The 17482-nt window shown below is 69.4% G+C and carries 15 protein-coding genes and 1 riboswitch; of the genes, 6 read left to right on the top strand and 9 right to left on the bottom strand.

Annotation, left to right across the window (positions count from 1 at the left end):
• Positions 1 to 10 precede the first annotated feature (10 nt).
• Positions 11 to 160, bottom strand: a riboswitch (FMN riboswitch).
• A gap of 217 nt (positions 161 to 377) precedes the next feature.
• Both FB047_RS10120 and FB047_RS10115 read right to left on the bottom strand, forming a co-directional pair.
• A complete protein-coding gene (locus tag FB047_RS10120; protein ID WP_136587066.1) occupies positions 378 to 1241 on the bottom strand; it encodes an Fpg/Nei family DNA glycosylase in 864 nt (287 codons plus the stop codon).
• Between the two features lie 48 nt (positions 1242 to 1289).
• Positions 1290 to 1850: a GNAT family N-acetyltransferase gene (locus FB047_RS10115; protein WP_136587065.1), complete on the bottom strand. Its 561-nt coding sequence runs from the start codon at positions 1848 to 1850 to the stop codon at positions 1290 to 1292.
• A gap of 192 nt (positions 1851 to 2042) precedes the next feature.
• Between FB047_RS10115 and FB047_RS10110 the strand changes: the two genes are divergently transcribed.
• The gene (locus FB047_RS10110; protein ID WP_240752725.1) at positions 2043 to 2849 is read left to right on the top strand and encodes a DUF559 domain-containing protein; all 807 of its coding nucleotides are present in this window, start codon (positions 2043 to 2045) and stop codon (positions 2847 to 2849) included.
• A 482-nt stretch (positions 2850 to 3331) separates the two neighbouring features.
• On the opposite strand, the gene trpS is transcribed toward FB047_RS10110, so the two are convergent.
• The 7 genes from trpS to sdhC form a co-directional block, all read right to left on the bottom strand.
• The gene (trpS, locus tag FB047_RS10105) at positions 3332 to 4336 is read right to left on the bottom strand and encodes a tryptophan--tRNA ligase (RefSeq protein WP_136587064.1); all 1005 of its coding nucleotides are present in this window, start codon (positions 4334 to 4336) and stop codon (positions 3332 to 3334) included.
• 43 nt (positions 4337 to 4379) lie between these two features.
• On the bottom strand, positions 4380 to 5228 hold the full coding sequence (locus FB047_RS10100) for an exodeoxyribonuclease III (protein ID WP_136587063.1): 849 nt from the start codon (positions 5226 to 5228) through the stop codon (positions 4380 to 4382).
• Between the two features lie 156 nt (positions 5229 to 5384).
• Entirely contained in the window at positions 5385 to 6584 is a 1200-nt protein-coding gene (locus FB047_RS10095; protein WP_205822883.1) for a YihY/virulence factor BrkB family protein, read from the bottom strand.
• Between the two features lie 302 nt (positions 6585 to 6886).
• Complete coding sequence (locus FB047_RS10090; protein WP_136587062.1) at positions 6887 to 7672, bottom strand: succinate dehydrogenase iron-sulfur subunit; 786 nt, start codon at positions 7670 to 7672, stop codon at positions 6887 to 6889.
• A gap of 1 nt (position 7673) precedes the next feature.
• Positions 7674 to 9503 (bottom strand): succinate dehydrogenase flavoprotein subunit, encoded by a 1830-nt coding sequence (sdhA, locus tag FB047_RS10085; protein ID WP_136587061.1) that lies wholly within the window; start codon positions 9501 to 9503, stop codon positions 7674 to 7676.
• 46 nt (positions 9504 to 9549) lie between these two features.
• Positions 9550 to 10008: a succinate dehydrogenase hydrophobic membrane anchor subunit gene (locus FB047_RS10080; protein WP_136587060.1), complete on the bottom strand. Its 459-nt coding sequence runs from the start codon at positions 10006 to 10008 to the stop codon at positions 9550 to 9552.
• Positions 10008 to 10442, bottom strand: coding sequence for a succinate dehydrogenase, cytochrome b556 subunit (gene sdhC, locus FB047_RS10075; protein ID WP_013583715.1), 435 nt, complete (start codon positions 10440 to 10442; stop codon positions 10008 to 10010). Before sdhC ends, FB047_RS10080 begins: the two co-directional genes overlap by 1 nt.
• A gap of 227 nt (positions 10443 to 10669) precedes the next feature.
• Here sdhC and FB047_RS10070 point away from each other — a divergent pair, with 227 nt between their 5' ends.
• The 5 genes from FB047_RS10070 (at position 10670) to FB047_RS10050 (ending at position 17451) form a co-directional block, all read left to right on the top strand.
• Positions 10670 to 11788 carry a mannose-1-phosphate guanylyltransferase gene (locus FB047_RS10070; RefSeq protein WP_136587059.1) on the top strand — a complete coding sequence of 373 codons (1119 nt, stop codon included), beginning with the start codon at positions 10670 to 10672 and terminating at the stop codon, positions 11786 to 11788.
• Between the two features lie 219 nt (positions 11789 to 12007).
• On the top strand, positions 12008 to 13114 hold the full coding sequence (locus FB047_RS10065) for a BMP family lipoprotein (protein WP_240752715.1): 1107 nt from the start codon (positions 12008 to 12010) through the stop codon (positions 13112 to 13114).
• 163 nt (positions 13115 to 13277) lie between these two features.
• Positions 13278 to 14798 carry an ABC transporter ATP-binding protein gene (locus FB047_RS10060; protein ID WP_136587058.1) on the top strand — a complete coding sequence of 507 codons (1521 nt, stop codon included), beginning with the start codon at positions 13278 to 13280 and terminating at the stop codon, positions 14796 to 14798.
• Entirely contained in the window at positions 14795 to 16159 is a 1365-nt protein-coding gene (locus tag FB047_RS10055; RefSeq protein ID WP_205822881.1) for an ABC transporter permease, read from the top strand. The genes FB047_RS10060 and FB047_RS10055 overlap by 4 nt, the downstream gene beginning before the upstream one ends.
• Positions 16156 to 17451 carry an ABC transporter permease gene (locus FB047_RS10050; protein WP_136587057.1) on the top strand — a complete coding sequence of 432 codons (1296 nt, stop codon included), beginning with the start codon at positions 16156 to 16158 and terminating at the stop codon, positions 17449 to 17451. The genes FB047_RS10055 and FB047_RS10050 overlap by 4 nt, the downstream gene beginning before the upstream one ends.
• Positions 17452 to 17482 lie beyond the last annotated feature (31 nt).

Here is a 17482-nt window from a genome sequence, read left to right as displayed (position 1 = left end):
CGACGCGCCGTCCGTGCTGCCTCCTATCCGGACTAGCGAGGGAGGACCCTCGCATCACCGTCGGTTCCGGAATTCCACCGGATCGGCCCCACCGCGTGGCGCGGAGGGGTTCGCGGACTGTCACCGCCGGTTCGGATTCTCACCGACCCCGGAGCACGTTGTTTGCACTTCGAAGTGTAGTCAACGCGCGGTTTGCGGTTTCATTCCCCGACTTCTGACGACGTTTTGTGGTAGCCGGACCGTGTGCCGGGACCCGGAGCGACTGCGCGTCGCGGGGTGCTGTGCACCGTCATGCGCAGCTCGGACGGTGGGCCGCGTCACCGCGCGCCGGAAGGGAGCGACGAGCGTCGCATTCTTCGACCCCGCCACGGTGGAGCTCACTTCAGCAGGCGCGACAGTCGACGATCCGCGAGCAGCTTGCCGCCCGTCTGGCAGGTGGGGCAGTACTCGAGGGAATTGTCGGCGAAGAACACGCTGCGTACCTCATCGCCGCACACGGGGCACGCCTCGCCCCGTCGTCCGTGCACGCGCATGCCCCGTCGCTTGGCATCCTTCAGCTCGGCCGGCGGCTTTCCGCGCGCCTCGTGGATCGCTTCGGCCAGTGTCGTGGTCATCGCCGTGAACAGACGGTCGACCTCGTCATCGGACAGGGTGGCGGCCAGCGCGTACGGCGACATCTTCGCCGCGTGCAGGATCTCGTCGGAGTAGGCGTTGCCCACCCCGGCGATGATCGACTGATCGCGGAGCACCCCCTTGATCTGCGTGCGACGGCCCGCGAGGAGCGACCCGAAGGTCGCCCGGTCGAAACCCGCGCTGAGCGGGTCGGGCCCCAGACGCGCGATCCCCGGCACCTCTGCGGGGGAGTGCACCGCGTACACGGCCAGCGACTTCTTCGTTCCCGCCTCGGTGAGATCGAACCCCGACCCGTCGTCGAAACCGACGCGTAGAGCGATCGGCGTCTTACCCGGCTTGATGATCGTGGTGGGAAGGGCGTCGTACCACCGCAGCCACCCGGCCTTGGCGAGATGGAAGACCAGATGCACGGCGCCGTCGGTCGCGATGTCGAGGAACTTGCCGTGGCGATCGACGCCCGTGACGTGCGCGCCGACCAGCGCGGTCAGCGGTGGGTCGTAGGTCTTGAGCGCGTTGATCGCCGACACGGTGGCCTTGTCGACACGCAGCCCCGTGACGCGACCCCGCAGGAACTCGACGAGCCCTTCGACCTCAGGCATCTCCGGCATGCGGCCATGCTGCCACGCCCCTCCGACATCGGGGGCGGGCCTTGCGTCCTAGCCGAGCACCGGCCACGGCACCGGCGCGCGGTCGTCGCCGCGCAGCAGTCCGCCGATCCACAGGTCGGATCGCCCGAGCGCGTTGACGTGCGCCCGTCGCAGCAGACCCTCGTAGCGGAACCCCAGTGACCTTGCGACGCGCGCCGAGCCGGTGTTGCCCACGACGGCCCGCCACTCGATCCGTTCGACCGCGGGACGCTCCGGCGCGAAGCCCCAGTCGACGACGGCGCGCGCCGCCTCGGTCGCGACGCCCCGGCCACGCACGCGGGACGACACCCAGTACCCGATCTCGGGTCCGCCGCTCGGCAGGTTCGCGAGTCCCACCATCCCCACGAGCCGCCCGTCGAGGCGGATCCCCCAGGTCGCCTCCGACCCGTCGGCCCACCATCGACGCGTCAGGTCGACGAACGTTTCGGCGTCGGCCGGGAGGTAGGGGGAGGGAACCGTCGTGAACCGCTGGATCGCGGCATCCTGGCACTCCGCGTGGATCGTCGCGACGTCGCCGTCGCCCGGCGTCGACAGCTCGAGGCGAGCGGTGTGCAGGACCTGGGGGTGCATCCGGCCACGCTACCGGCCCGCCTGGCCGTGGTGTCGGCGAGCACGCCTCCTGCGATTCGGTACGGCGAGGAGGAATGAGGGCCCGGTCGGCGGGATCTGCAGGAGTTGTGCCGCTCGCGCCCCGGAGCGAAGTTATCCCCAAAAGTCGTTGTGAGCCCACGGTGGCCGTTCCCGGTGGGGGACCCTCGATCCGTGTCCTCCGTCTCGGCTTCCTTCCGCGATCTCCGTGCCGAGGGAATGACCCGTGGCGAGATCGATCGGGCGGTCCGAGCGGGTCATCTGCTGCGCGCCCGACGGGACACGTATCTGCCGGCCGGGGTGTCGGCCCCCGTTCTGCGCGCGGTGCAGCACGGAGGCCGTCTGGATTGCCTGTCCCTGCTCGACGAACGCGGCGTGTTCGCGCACGATGTCGGGTGCCTGCACGTGCAATTCGATCGTGACGCGAGTCGCCTGCCGGTGCGGGGGAGTGACGTTCGGGGGCACTGGCGGTCGAGCGCCGCACGTCCTCGAGCCACCCACGCGCCGATCATCGAGGCTCTCGTCCAGTCGGCAGCGTGTCAACCACCGCGGAGCCTGATCGCGTCGCTGGACAGCGCCTGGAACCGTGGACTCATCGACGAGGCGGATCTGAGCGAGATCTTCCGCGCGCTCCCGCGCCGTTTCCGGCGCCTGCGGCGTCTCGTGGATCCCTCGGCGGAATCGGGACCCGAGACGCTGGTGCGGCTCATGCTCCGCGGTCTCGGGCTGCGGTGGAGAGCACAGGTGAAGATCGCGCACGTGGGCCGGGTCGACTTCGTGGTGGAGGGGTGGCTCATCATCGAATGCGACAGCAAGGCCCATCACGCCTCCTGGGAGGCTCAGCGTGAGGACCGTCGTCGCGATCGCGCCGCCGCAGCGGCGGGTTACGTCACCCTCCGCCTCATCGCGGAGGAGATCCTGTACAAACCGGAGGTGGTTCGTGCGGCGATCGCGGGGCTCAAGCCGCGACTCCGTCGCTGACGCCGCGCGCGGCCCGACTCGCGCGAGATTCCAGCCTCGTGGGCTCTGGTCATGACGTCCTCGGCGTCGGCGGGACCCGAGGTGCTCGGTCGTCCGCGGACTTCGCGTCGGGCGTGTGAAGAGGCGCTGCCCGGGCGCGCGTGACGTCGCGCTGCCTGCACAACTCCTGCAATTCGGGGCAGGAAGGGGCGGGAGCTGGCGCGGCGGGCCGATCTGCAGGAGTTGTGCGGGGGCCGGGACGACCGTGGGGCGTCGGTCGTGCGCGACCGACGTCGCGCGGGCCCGCGCGCGAGGTCGCGCTGCCCGCACAACTCCTGCAATCCGGGGCAGAAAGGGGCGGGAGCTGGCGCGGCGGGCCGATCTGCAGGAGTTGTGCAGGCCACACGTCGCACAGCGCGCGCAGCTCGGGTCCGGCTCGTGCTCGGCGGAACACCGACGCCCGCACGCCCCCGAGGGAGCGCGCGGGCGTCGAGCGGAGCGGGTCAGCCGCGGCGCAGCAGTCCGATGCGGTCGTACACGTCGGAGAGGGTCTTCTCGGCGACGGATGCCGCCTTGCCGGCGTTCACGGCGAGCACGCGGTCGAGCTCGGCGGGGTCGTCGAGCAGCTCGAGGGCGCGCTCGCGCACCGGCTCGAACTCGTTCACGACGACCTCGGCGAGACCCTTCTTGAAGTCGCCGTAGCCGCGGCCGGCGTATTCGTCCTCGATCGCGGTGATCTCGCGACCGGTCAGGGCCGAATAGATCACCAGCAGGTTGGAGACGCCCGGCTTCTCGTCGCGGTCGAACCGCACCGCGCCCTCGGAGTCGGTCACCGCGCGCATGATCTTCTTCGCGCTGACCTTGGGGTCGTCGAGCAGCCACAGCACGCCCGCGTCGGACTCGGCCGACTTCGACATCTTCGACGTGGGGTTCTGCAGGTCGTAGATGCGCGCGGTCTCGCGCCGGATCACGGGCTTGGGCACCGTGAAGGTCTCGCCGAAGCGCTGGTTGAAACGCTCGGCGAGGTCGCGCGTGAGCTCGATGTGCTGCTTCTGGTCGTCGCCGACGGGAACGACATCGGTCTGGTACAGCAGGATGTCGGCGGCCATCAGCACGGGGTAGGTGAAGAGTCCGACGTTCGTGGCGTCCGTGCCGTAGCGGGCCGACTTGTCTTTGAACTGGGTCATGCGCCCGGCCTCGCCGAAGCCGGTGAGCGTCGACAGCACCCACTGCAGTTCGGCGTGCGCGGGCACGTGCGACTGCACGTACAGCGTCGACCGCGAGGGCTCGATGCCCGCGGCGATGTACTGGGCGGCGGTGCGGCGGGTCTTCTCGCGACGCTCGGCGGGGTCGCCGGGCTGCGTGAGGGCGTGCAGGTCGACGACGGAGAAGAACGCGTCGTACTCGTCCTGCAGGTCGCGCCACTGCAGCAGGGCCCCGATGTAGTTGCCGATCTGGAGGCTGTCGGCGGAGGGCTGCATTCCGGAGTAGAGGCGCTCGGTGGTCACCGTTCGATCCTAGGCGGCACGTCGCGCGGCGGTGGTCGCCGGCTCAGCGCCCCAGGGTGTAATCCACGATGACGGGGGAGTGATCGCTCCACCGCGTGTCGTACGACGGGGCGCGGTCGACGCGATACGAGGTAACCCGCTCGGCGAGAGCGGGGGTGGCGACGTGATAGTCGATGCGCCAGCCGCTGTCGGTGTCGAACGCCTTGCCGCGCATCGACCAGAACGTGTAGGGGCCGTCGACCTCGCCCATGGCGCGGCGGCCGACGTCGATCCACCCCAGGCCCGTGCCGGTCGATCCGTCGACGCCCTCGACCTGCTGGCCGGCCGGACCGAAGAAGCGGTCGAAGTAGGCGCGCTCGCGGGGGAGGAAGCCGGCGTTCTTGCGATTGCCCCGCCAGTTCTTGATGTCGAGCTCCCGATGGCCGACGTTGAGGTCACCGGCGACAAGGGCCAGCTCGCGCTCGGCGGCGAGTTCGACGAGACGGCGCTCCATCGCATCGAGGAAGAGCCACTTGGCATCCTGCTTCGGGGTGTCGACCTCTCCGCTGTGCACGTAGGCGCTGACGATGGTGACCGTCTCGCCGTCGATGTCGAAGTCGGTCTCGATCCAGCGGCCGGAGGCGTCGAGCGGCTCCGGACCCAGGTGCGTGCGCGTGGCGACGCCCGGGAGCCGGCTGATGATCGCGACCCCGGCACGGCCCTTCTGCAGCGCTTCGTCGTTGACGATCTGCCACCCCGGCAGGGCCTCGGCCAGCTGCGCGGCGGTCGCCCGCACCTCTTGCAGGGCGACAATGTCGGCGCCGGAGGCGTCGAGCCACTCGGTCATGCCCTTGCGGACGGCGGCACGGATGCCATTGACGTTGACGGAGACGATACGCACGGAACGAGCCACCCGACGAGCCTAACCGCGACCTCCGACATCGGTCCGAGCCGTCGTCGTCGCTGCGACGGAGGGCCGAGGCGCGCCCGCGCGCCCGCCCTCACGCCCGCGCGCCAGTGCCCGCGCGCCCACCCGCCCGCACGCCCGAGCGCCGAACGGCCGAGCGCCTCAGTCCGGCAGCAGCGACATGCGGCGCGGAGCCGGAACGTCGGCCTCCGTGCGCGCGAGCACCTTCTCCGCCGCCGCGAGACGGCGTCGCGCGCGCCAGCGCCACGGCCAGCGCGACAGCGCGAGCGCCTTCTCGGCCTCGCGGACCCCCACCTGCGCCGCGATCACGAGGGCCGCCTGCTCCATGGCGCGGCGATCCTCGGGGGAGCGCAGCGGTACGTCGCGGTCGCCGGCGGCCACGGCGATCCACGCGGCCGAGACGAGGATGACGATGCCGATGAACCGGAACCACAGCAGGAATCCGATGAGCACCGTGAACGTCGCCAGCAGGGGGTTCGACGGCGTGTAGACGAACAGGAACCCCGCGCCGACCTGCAGCACGACCATCCCCGTGGCACCGACGATCGCTCCCGGCCACGCGCGGCGCCACGACAGCGTCGTGCCCGTCAGGAAGCGGAAGAGCGACGCGAGGGCGACGGTGTTGATGCCGAACGCGACCACGAGCGACACCAGCCGCGCGCCGATGGACCAGCCGAGCGTCTCGCGATCCCACCCGATCAGCCCGAACACCAGATCGACGGCGCCGGTGGTCACCGAGCCGAGGACGGCTCCGACGAGCAGCGAGACCCCGAAGAGGATGGATGCGAGGAAGTCGCGGGCCTTCAGCATGACGTAGTTGCGCATGTCGAAGGGGAGGCCGAAGGTGTCGCGTACGGCACGACGGGTGAAGGTGACGAATCCGATGGTCGTCCACACGACCACGACGCCGGCGACGACGCCGGTGATGGTCAGCAGGCGGCCGCTGTCCTGGGCGACGGACTCCACCTGCTCGCGGTGGACGAGCCCGTTCTCGCTGATCAGCCCCGGGATGTAGCTGTTGATGATGCGGATCAGCCCGTTGATCGCGGCGGGGCTCCCGCCCAGCCAGATCCCCACCCCCGCGAACGCGAGGTACAGCGCCGAGAACACGGCGAACAGCCCCTGGTAGCTCATCCCGGCGGCGAGCAGGAACCCGTTGTGCTGCAGGAAGTGCCGCCACACGCGGATCGGGAACCACTGCGCGATCTTCGCGGCGCGCGCGATCGGCTGGTCGAGGCGCTCGCGAACAGCGACCTGCGCCGCCTCGAACCTGTTGCGCAGAGACGGGTCGTCGTCGCGCACCGCGGGCAGCGGTCGCGGGTCGGCGTGGGTCTCGGTCACCCGTCGAGCCTACTGAAGGGATGCCGCCCGCCCGCGGACTTCCGCACCTCGCGGCACCCGCCCCCGCCGCGCGCCGCGGCACCCGTCCCGCGGCTGGCCGCGGCACCCACTCCCGCCGCTCGCCGCGGCACCCGTCCCGCGGCTGGCCGCGGCACCCACTCCCGCCGCTCGCCGCGGCACCCTCCCCGCGCACCAGCGGGCGCGCGGCATCCGGTGTTCCCCGCCCTTGCGCGATCAGGTCATGCCCCGGGAACGCCGAACGGCGGGGCGCCGGAGCGCACCCGCCGTTCGAGGGAGAAGGGTCAGCGACCGCCGCGGAGGACGGCCTGCTTGACCTCGGCGATGGCCTTGGTGACCTCGATGCCGCGGGGGCACGCCTCGGTGCAGTTGAAGGTCGTGCGGCAGCGCCACACACCTTCTTTGTCGTTGAGGATGTCGAGGCGCACGTCGCCCGCGTCGTCGCGCGAGTCGAAGATGAAGCGGTGCGCGTTGACGATCGCGGCGGGGCCGAAGTACTGCCCGTCGGTCCAGAACACGGGGCACGACGAGGTGCACGCGGCGCAGAGGATGCACTTCGTGGTGTCGTCGAAGACCTCGCGGTCGACGATCGACTGGATGCGCTCCTTGCCGGGCTCGGGCTTCGAGTTCGAGATGAGGAAGGGCTGCACCTCGCGGTAGGAGGCGAAGAACGGCTCCATGTCGACGATGAGGTCCTTCTCGAGGGGCAGGCCCTTGATCGCCTCGACGTAGATCGGCTGCGAGATGTCGAGATCCTTGATCAGCGTCTTGCAGGCCAGGCGGTTGCGGCCGTTGATGCGCATGGCATCCGATCCGCAGATGCCGTGCGCGCACGAGCGGCGGAACGACAGCGAGCCGTCGACCTCCCACTTGATCTTGTGCAGGGCGTCGAGCACGCGGTCGGTGGAGTACAGTTCCACGTCGTAGTCGACCCAGCGGGGCTCGTCGTCGACCTCGGGGTCGAAGCGGCGGATGTTGAAGGTGACGAGGAACGACTGGATGCCGGTGTCCTCAGGAGTCTGCTCGACCTCTTCCGAGGTGTCGACCTGCTCGATGACGGTGGATGCCATCTCAGTACTTCCTCTCCAGCGGCGGGTAGCGCAGCTCCCCGGCCTCGTTCTTGGTGAACACCACGGGCTTCCAGCCGAGTTCGATGTGGTCGGCGGGGTGCGACGAGTGCGGGTCGCCCGACAGGTACGCCATGGTGTGCTGCATGTAGTTCTCGTCGTCGCGCGTGGGGAAGTCGTCGCGCATGTGACCGCCACGGCTCTCTTCGCGGTTCTGCGCCGAGTAGACGACGACCTCGGCGAGGTCGAGCAGGAAGCCGAGCTCGACGGCCTCGAGCAGGTCGGTGTTGAACCGCTTGCCCTTGTCGTCGACGTGGATGTTCTTGTAGCGCTCGCGCAGGTCGGCGATCACGTCCATGACGTGGGCAAGGGACTCGTGGGTGCGGAACACCTGCGCGCCCTTGTCCATCTCGTCCTGCAGCGTCTTACGCAGCACGGCGATGCGCTCGGTGCCGCTGTTGTTGCGCAGCCCCTCGATGAGTCCGCGCACCTCGGCAGCCGGGTCCTCGGGCAGCGGCACGAAGTCGGCGGTCTTCACGTACTCGACGGCGTTGCGGCCGGCGCGCTTGCCGAAGACGTTGATGTCGAGCAGCGAGTTGGTGCCCAGGCGGTTCGAGCCGTGCACCGAGACGCACGCGCACTCGCCGGCGGCGTACAGGCCCGGAACGACCGTGTCATTGTCGGCGAGCACCTCGGCCCTGATGTTGGTGGGGATGCCGCCCATCGCGTAGTGCGCGGTCGGCATGACGGGCACCGGCTCGACGACCGGGTCGACGCCCAGATAGGTGCGGGCGAACTCGGTGATGTCGGGGAGCTTGGTCTCGAGCACCTCAGCGCCCAGGTGCGTGCAGTCCAGCAGCACATAGTCGCGGTGCGGGCCGGCGCCGCGGCCCTCGGCCACCTCCTGGACCATGCAGCGGGCGACGATGTCGCGGGGCGCCAAGTCCTTGATGGTGGGGGCGTAGCGCTCCATGAAGCGCTCACCGCTGGCGTTGCGCAGGATCGCGCCCTCGCCTCGAGCACCCTCCGTCAGCAGGATGCCGAGACCGGCGAGGCCGGTCGGGTGGAACTGGAAGAACTCCATGTCCTCCAGAGGCAGGCCCTTGCGCCACACGATGCCGACGCCGTCCCCGGTGAGGGTGTGCGCGTTCGAGGTCGTCTTGAAGATCTTGCCGAAGCCGCCGGTGGCGAACACCACGGCCTTGGACTGGAAGACGTGCAGCTCGCCGGTGGCGAGGTCGTACGCGACGACGCCGGCGATCTGCGTCTTGCCCGCGGCATCCTTCACCGTGATGAGGTCGAGCACGTAGAACTCGTTGAAGAAGTTGATGCCGAGCTTCACGCAGTTCTGGAACAGCGTCTGCAGGATCATGTGACCGGTGCGGTCGGCGGCGTAGCACGCGCGGCGCACGGGGGTCTTGCCGTGGTCGGCGGTGTGGCCGCCGAAGCGACGCTGGTCGATCTTGCCCTCGGGCGTGCGGTTGAACGGCAGGCCCATGTTCTCGAGGTCGATGACGGCGTCGATGGCCTCTTTCGCGAGGATCTCGGCGGCATCCTGGTCGACGAGGTAATCGCCGCCCTTGATGGTGTCGAAGGTGTGCCACTCCCACGAGTCCTCTTCGACGTTGGCCAGCGCCGCGGCCATGCCGCCCTGCGCCGCACCGGTGTGCGAGCGGGTGGGGTAGAGCTTCGAGATGACGGCGGTCTTCGCGCCGGGGCCCGCCTCGATGGCCGCGCGCATGCCGGCGCCGCCGGCGCCGACGATCACGACGTCGAACTGGTGGTAGTGGACGCCGTCCTTGACGATCGAGTCCGAGCTGGTCTGAGTGCTCACGTGTGCGATACCTCTGCTGTCAGGGGAAAGAAGGGATGCCGAGGGCTCACGCCGCCTGGCACACGTCCCACAGGGAGCTGCTCTCGGTGACGCCGAGGCAGGGGTCGAAGGTGAAGACGACGAGCGTGCCGAGGAGGATCAGGAACGCGGCCGACACCCACAGCGAACCGACGAGGATCGTGCGGATCTTGGCGTTCGTGACGTAGTCGTTCACGATCGTGCGCATGCCGTTGGCGCCGTGGATGAGGGCGAGCCACAGCATCAGCACGTCCCACCACTGCCAGAACGGCGAGGCGAGCTTGCCCGCGACGAACGCGAAGTCGATCTGGTGGATGCCCTCGCCCGTCATGAGGTTGACGAAGAGGTGGCCGAAGATCAGGACGATCAGCAGCACGCCGGAGGCGCGCATGTAGATCCAGCCCCACTTCTCGAGGTTGGTGCCCTTCTTGCGCACGGCGGGCGTGCGGGGCGCGGGGATCGTGGCGGCTTCTTGGGCGACGGACATCAGTGGCTCCCGGTGACGGCGCTGAAGACGTTGATCAGGTGGCGCGGGGTGAACCCGAGCATCGTGACGACCCAGAGGCCGAGCACGCCCCACCACAGCTGACGCTGGTGGCGCGTGGCCCACGGCCAGAAGTCGACCAGGATGATGCGCAGCCCGTTGAACGCGTGGTACGCGATTGCGCCGACCAGGGCCACCTCGCCGAGACCCATGATCGGGTTCTTGTAGGTGCCGATGACGGCGTCGTACGCCTCGGGCGAGACGCGGATGAGCGCCGTGTCGAGGATGTGCACGAGGAGGAAGAAGAAGATCGCGACGCCGGTGATGCGGTGCAGGACCCACGACCACATGCCCTCACGGCCGCGGTAGAGAGTGCCCCGAGGCCTCTTCGAAGTGGTCTCTTTCACCGACGGCGTGGCACGTGCTGGTGCTGACACGGTCGTCCTCCCTGATCGAACACGGTGCGGGACCCCCACGGGCCCAGGCGTCACACGGGCGCTAGCAAATACTACGTCCGGGCTATGAACGGCGGGGATTAGGGCCGCCTAAGACTCTCTCGACATCGAGATATCTCCCGATGCCGTCATCCCCGCGTTCCGGCGTCGTCATTCACCCGTCATCGTGCCGAAAAGCGCCCGTGCGCGCGGGCAGTAGGGTCGGAGCCATGGCCGACATCGCTATCGACGACTTCTACGCCGTGATCCCCGCCGGAGGGATCGGCAGCCGCCTGTGGCCGCTGTCGCGTGCCGACGCCCCCAAGTTCCTCCACGACCTCACCGGGTCGGGCCAGACGCTGCTGCGCGACACGTGGGATCGCCTCGCCCCGCTCTCGGGCGCCGATCGCATCGCCGTCGTGACGGGCCGCGCGCATCGCGCCGCCGTGGAGCGGGAACTGCCGGGCGTCCCCGACCACAACGTCTTCCTCGAGTCGGAACCGCGCGACTCCTCCGCCGCGATCGGCCTGGCGGCGGCCATCCTCGTGCGCCGCGAGCCCGACGTCATCATCGGGTCGTTCGCGGCCGACCACGTCATCCGCCAGACGCGCCAGTTCGATTTCGCGGTGCGCCAGGCCGTGGCCGTCGCGCGGGCCGGATACATCTGCACCATCGGCATCCAGCCGAGCGAGCCCTCCGTCGGGTTCGGGTACATCAAGCAGTCCGACGAGCTGATCGTCGACGACGCCCCCGAGGCGTACATGGTCGAGCGCTTCGTCGAGAAGCCCGACCTCGAGACCGCGAAGCAGTACTTCTCCGACCGCGCCTACCTGTGGAACGCCGGCATGTTCATCACCCGCGCCGACGTGCTGCTGGCCGAGCTCGCCGTCAACGAGCCGGAGCTGCACGCGGGGCTGCTCGAACTCGCCGAGGCGTGGGACGACCGCGACCGCCGCGGCCCCGCCGTCGACCGCATCTGGCCGGGCCTGAAGAAGATCGCCATCGACTACTCGGTCGCCGAGCCGGCCGCCGAGAAGGGGCGCCTCGCCGTCATCCCCGGTCACTTCGACTGGGACGACGTGGGGGACTTCGCCAGCCTCTCCAAGCTCAACTCCTCGGGCGGTCGCAACGAGCTCGCGATCCTCGGAGAAGACGCCCGCGTGCTCTCCGACGCCTCCAGCGGCATCGTGGTCTCGCAGACCAAGCGCGTGATCAGCCTCATCGGCGTGCGCGACATCGTCGTCGTCGACACCCCCGACGCGCTCCTCGTGACCACGAGCGAGAACGCGCAGCGCGTGAAGGGCGTCGTCGACGCGCTCAAGCTCACCGGTCGGGGCGACGTCCTCTAGGGCCGGGACGCGGATTCCTCGTTGGGACCGGATGCCACACCCCGTGGCATCCGGTCCCTTCTTCGTCGGGCCGTGTGGCCGGGGCGTGACGCGAGATTGCGTCTTTGTAACCATTGGCGCGCGCGGGGGCTCCGGGCGCGCAAGCGCGCCGACACAGTAGGTAACGTGACGGGATCGTCCCCCGAACCCGTTGGGGGCATCCGTCTTGGAGGACCATTCGTGAAGACCACGAAGAAGGCCGTCGTCAGCGGCCTCGCCATGATCGGCGCCGCCGCGCTGCTCGCCGGTTGCGGCGCCGCACCCGAGAGCAACGGCGCATCCGGTGGTGCCGCCGCCGGCGCCAGCGACTACCTGCCCTGCATGGTGTCCGACTCGGGTGGATTCGACGACAAGTCGTTCAACCAGCTCGGCAAGGAGGGCCTCGACGCCGCCGCCTCCGAGCTCGGCTCGAAGAAGCCCATCGAGGTGCAGTCGCAGTCCGAGACCGACTTCGCGTCGAACCTGCAGAACCTGGTCGACCAGGGCTGCAACACCATCATCACCGTCGGCTTCCTGCTCGCCCCCGCGGCGCTCGAGTCCGCCACGGCGAACCCCGACCTGCAGTACGTCTCGATCGACGACACCGTCGACCAGAACTTCGACGGCAAGACCGACGCCCCCAACATCAAGCCGATCATCTTCGACACCGCTCAGGCGGCCTACCTCGCCGGCTACCTCGCCGCGGGCACCTCGAAGACCGGCGTCGTCGGCACCTTCGGCGGCATGAACATCCCGACCGTCACCATCTTCATGGACGGCTTCGCGCAGGGTGTCGAGAAGTACAACACCGACAACAACGCCTCCGTGCGCGTCGTCGGTTGGGACCGCACCGCCAAGGACGGCTCGTTCACGGGTGGCTTCGAGGCCAACGACACCGCGCGTCAGACCGCGCAGGCGATCATCGACCAGAACGTCGACGTGCTCCTGCCCGTCGGCGGCCCGATCTACCAGTCGGCCGCGGTCGCCATCCAGGACTCCGGTCGTGAGATCGCGCTCGTCGGCGTCGACGCCGACGTGTTCGAGACCGACCCCTCCATCGGCAGCCTCCTGCTGACCTCGATCCTCAAGGGCATCGACGTCGGTACCAAGGACGCCATCGTCGCCGCGGGCGAGGGCTCGTTCGACACCGCTCCGTTCATCGGCACGCTCGAGAACGACGGCGTCGGCCTCGCCCCGTACCACGACTGGTCCGACCGGGTTCCGGCCGACCTGTCGTCGAAGGTGGACGCCCTGAAGGCCGACATCATCAGCGGCAAGATCAAGGTCGCGTCCTACCTGGCCGGCTGAGAGCACACGCTCTTCACGGGGGAGGCCGGCGCGATGCCGGCCTCCCCTCCTCATGGAACGGGCGCCGCAGCCCCTCCTCCCCAGACACCGATCCGCCCACGAAGCGGGTCGGTCTCGTCGGACGCCTCCCGCGTCCGATGCCACAGAACTTAGGATCGGGAACATGAAGCTCGAACTCCGCGGGATCACGAAAACCTTCGGGTCCCTGGTGGCGAACGATCACATCGACCTCACCGTCGAGGCCGGAGAGATCCACTGCCTGCTCGGCGAGAACGGTGCCGGCAAGTCCACCCTGATGAACGTCCTCTACGGCCTCTACCAGGCCGACGGGGGAGAGATCCTGCTCGACGATGCCGTCCAGCACTTCTCCGGCCCCGGCGACGCGATGCGCGCGGGAATCGGCATGGTGCACCAGCACTTCATGCTCATCCCCGTCTTCACGGTGGCCGAGAACGTCATGCTCGGCCACGAGCCCACCAAGGTCGGCGGGCGTCTCGACCTTGCCGCCGCGCGCGCCAAGGTGCGCGAGATCTCCGACCGCTTCGGGTTCGACGTCGACCCCGACGCCCTCGTCGACGACCTGCCCGTCGGCGTGCAGCAGCGCGTCGAGATCATCAAGGCGCTGTCGCGGGATGCCAAGGTGCTGGTGTTCGACGAGCCCACGGCCGTGCTCACCCCGCAGGAGACCGACGAGCTCATGGCGATCATGCGCCAGCTCAAGGCGTCGGGAACCTCGATCGTCTTCATCACCCACAAGCTCCGCGAGGTGCGCGAGGTCGCCGACCGCATCACCGTCATCCGCCTCGGCAAGGTCGTCGGCGAGGCCGACCCGCGGGCCTCGAACGCCGAGCTGGCTTCCCTCATGGTCGGTCGCGCCGTCGAGCTCACCGTGCAGAAAGACCAGCCGACGCTCGGCGAGGTCGGTCTGTCGGTGTCGAACCTGACGGTCGTCGATCCGATCGGCCAGCTCGTCGTCAACGACGTGAGCTTCGACGTGCGTCGCGGCGAGGTGCTCGCCGTCGCGGGCGTGCAGGGCAACGGCCAGACCGAGCTCACCGAGGCCCTCCTCGGTCTGCAGGAACGCGTCGAGGGCTCCATCGTGCTCGACGGCACCGAACTCAACGGCAGAAGCGTGCGCGCGGTGCTCGAGGCGGGCGTCGGCTTCGTGCCGGAGGACCGCAAAGAAGACGGCCTGGTGGGGGAGTTCTCCATCGCCGAGAACCTCATGCTCGATCGCGCCGACGGAGCGCCCTTCGTCAAGGGCGGGGCGATCCAGCTGTCGACCCTCGCCGACTTCGCGCGCGCGAAGGTCTCCGAGTTCGACGTGCGCACCCCCTCCATCGAGACGCCCGTGGGCCGCCTGTCGGGCGGAAACCAGCAGAAGGTCGTCCTGGCGCGCGAGCTCAGCCGCGACCTGCGCCTCTTCGTCGCCGCACAGCCGACGCGCGGCGTCGACGTCGGCTCGATCGAATTCATCCACAAGCGCGTCATCGAGACGCGCGACGCCGGTGTGCCCGTGATCGTGGTGTCCACCGAGCTCGACGAGGTGACCGCCCTCGCCGACCGCATCATGGTGATGTACCGCGGTCGCGTCGTGGGCATCGTCCCCGGCGACACGTCGCGCGACGTGCTGGGCCTCATGATGGCCGGCGAAGCGCCCCAGAACGAAGGAGTCGCGGCGTGAGCGATCCGCACAGCCCGCACGACCCGACCGCCGCCCGCGCCGACCGCGCGGCCGAGGTCGCCGAGGCCGGTCAGGTCGACATCGCCCTCGAGGGGGAATCGAAGGTCGACACCGCCGCCGGAGCGCGCGTGGTCGCCCCCGAGCCCGCCGGAGACGAGAACCGCTGGCGCCGCGCGTTCCGCGAGATCGCGACCGGCAACGCCATCATCTCGGTCCTCGCCGTCATCCTGGCGCTGGTCGTGGGCGCGATCATGATCGCCGCGACCGACGAGAACGTCCAGGCCGCATCGGGTTATTTCTTCGCCCGACCGGGCGACACCCTCGCCGCCATCTGGCAGTCGGTGTCCGGGGCGTACTCGTCGTTCTTCCAGGGCGCGATCTACAACTTCCGCCGCCCCGAGTTCGCCACCGGCATCCGCCCTCTCACCGAGACGCTCACCTTCGCCACGCCGCTCATCGCGGCCGGTCTCGGTGTCGCCCTCGCCTTCCGCGTCGGGATGTTCAACATCGGCGGACGCGGTCAGATGCTCGTCGCCGCGGCGGCCGGCGGATGGGTCGCCTTCGCGTTCGATCTGCCGTGGGGCATCCACATGATCGTCGCGCTGGTCGCCGGCGTCGTGGCCGGAGCCGTGTGGGCCGGTATCGCGGGCGTGCTGAAGGCGCGCACCGGAGCGCACGAGGTGATCGTGACGATCATGCTCAACTACGTCGCGTTCTACATCGTCTACTACCTGCTGCGCACCCCCGGACTGCTGCAGGCGCCCGGGTCGAACAACCCCACGACCCCGCCGATGAAGGACACCGCGGTCTTCCCCGACCTCTTCGGCTCGGGCTACAACCTGCACTTCGGCTTCGTGCTCTCGCTCGTCGCCGTGGTCGTGGTGTGGTGGATCCTCGAGCGCTCCTCGCTCGGCTTCCGCTTCCGCGCGGTGGGTCTCAACCCGAACGCCGCCCGGGTGGCCGGCATCAACGTGAAGTCGATGTACGTCTACGCGATGCTGATCTCCGGCGCCCTCGTCGGACTGGCCGGTGTCGACCAGGTGCTCGGCACGGTCACGACCGGGTTCTCGAGCGGAATCGACGCCGGCATCGGCTTCGACGCCATCACCGTCGCCCTGCTCGGGCGTTCCACCCCCGTCGGCGTGCTCGTCGCCGGCATCCTGTTCGGGGCGTTCAAGGCCGGCGGCTTCGCCATGCAGGCCGCCAACGGCGTTCCCGTCGACATCGTCCTGGTCGTGCAGTCGCTCATCGTGCTCTTCATCGCGGCTCCGCCGCTGGTGCGCGCGATCTTCCGCCTGCCGACCCCCGGGGCGCGCCCGTCCAAGGCACGCGCCGCCAAGAAGAAGGAGGCGGCCCGGTGAGCACCACCGCCGCACACCCCGAGGCCGCAGCCTCCGAGGCGCTCGACACCGCCGTCGTCGTCAGCTGGAAGACGCCCATCGTCTACGGCGTCATCACGGTGCTCGCCGCCGTGCTGTTCGTCGTCGCCCGACAGGACGGCGATGCGGTCTTCCGCATCTCGAGCCCGGGGGAGTTCCTCCAGCTTCCCGAGGTCGTTCTCGGCGGCGTCGTCACCGGCATCGTCTGCACGGTGCTGCTGGCGCTCATCACGCTCGCGAGCGTGCTGATGGTGCGTGCGCACCGCCGCCCGCCCATCTGGCTCGCCGTCGTCTTCGCCCTGGTGTTCATGGTCGGCTTCCTCACCTGGGCGGCCGCGGGCGCGACCACCTCGGTCATCCCGCTGACGGGTCTGCTGGCCGGTGGGCTCAGCCTGTCGGTCCCGCTGATCTTCGGGGCCATGGCGGGCGTGCTCAGCGAGCGCGTCGGCGTGGTCAACATCGCGATCGAGGGGCAGCTGCTCGCCGGCGCGTTCACCTCGGCGATCGTCGCCACGGCCACCGGCAACCCCTTCATCGGGTTGCTCGCCGCGGGTGTCTCGGGCGTGCTCGTGTCGTTCGTCCTCGCCGCCTTCGCGATCAAGTACTTCGTCGACCAGGTGATCGTGGGCGTCGTGCTCAACGTCCTGGTGGTGGGCCTGACGAGCTTCCTGTTCTCGCAGGTGCTCGCCCCCAACGCCGCGACGCTGAACTCCCCGCCGCGCTTCCCCCGCCTGCCGATCCCGTTCCTGGCCGACATCCCGATCCTCGGACCGATGCTGTTCAACCAGACCGTGATCGTCTACCTCATGTACGTCACCGTCGCCCTCGTCTACGTCGGGCTCTTCCACACGCGCTGGGGTCTGCGCCTGCGCGCGGTCGGCGAGCACCCGCAGGCGGCCGACACCGTCGGCATCAACATCGCAAAGACCCGCTTCTGGAACGTCTCGCTCGGCGGCGCCATCGCGGGCCTCGGCGGAGCGTTCTTCACGCTGGGCTCGGTCGGCGCGTTCAACAAGGAGATGACGGCCGGTGCCGGCTACATCGCCCTCGCGGCGGTCATCTTCGGCCAGTGGGACCCGATCCGTGCCACCCTCGCGGCGCTGCTGTTCGGTTTCGCGTCCAACCTGCAGAACACGCTCGGCGTGATCGGCTCTCCCGTGCCCAGCGAGTTCATGCTCATGCTGCCGTACGTCGTGACGATCTTCGCCGTCGCCGGTCTCGTCGGGAAGGTCCGCGGGCCCGCGGCCGCCGGCAAACCGTACATCAAGGGCTGACCAGGCCCGCTTCCCCCTTCACGAGAGGACC

The organism is Microbacterium hydrothermale (assembly GCF_004854025.1).
GTDB classification, from domain to species: domain Bacteria; phylum Actinomycetota; class Actinomycetes; order Actinomycetales; family Microbacteriaceae; genus Microbacterium; species Microbacterium hydrothermale.
Note: the sequence above shows the minus strand (reverse complement) of the source record. Positions and strands in the feature narration are given on the sequence as shown.